The sequence below is a fragment of the Pseudomonas pharyngis genome, assembly GCF_021602345.1.
Taxonomy (GTDB): Bacteria; Pseudomonadota; Gammaproteobacteria; order Pseudomonadales; family Pseudomonadaceae; genus Aquipseudomonas; species Aquipseudomonas pharyngis.
Genome location: NZ_BQID01000054.1, coordinates 1 through 255 on the forward strand (window position 1 = coordinate 1; position 255 = coordinate 255).

1 protein-coding gene is annotated in these 255 nt (G+C 52.9%); it reads right to left on the minus strand.

Going from position 1 to position 255, the window contains the following annotated elements:
• Positions 1 to 255, minus strand: a 255-nt coding sequence (locus tag L6D74_RS29945) for a DDE-type integrase/transposase/recombinase (RefSeq protein ID WP_236191729.1), incomplete at both ends; no start/stop codon positions are given.

Sequence of the window (255 nt, forward strand, 5' to 3'; positions counted from 1 at the left end):
GATCTGAGTGATGAACCAGTTTCTGGCATGTTCGACGCGTCTTCAAAGCCATGCGTAAAGCTTGAGCCACCGAGTCGGCATGTAAGCTGCCATGCACGTGATAGCCGACTATTTTTCTCGAGAAGGCATCCGTCACCAGACTCAAATAGACCGGATCGTCACGCTTGGTGGACAGATAAGTGATATCGGCCACCCAAACCTGTTCCGGACCGGTAGCGACAACTTGCGACGGGCCTGGTTTGAGCAGATTGGGAT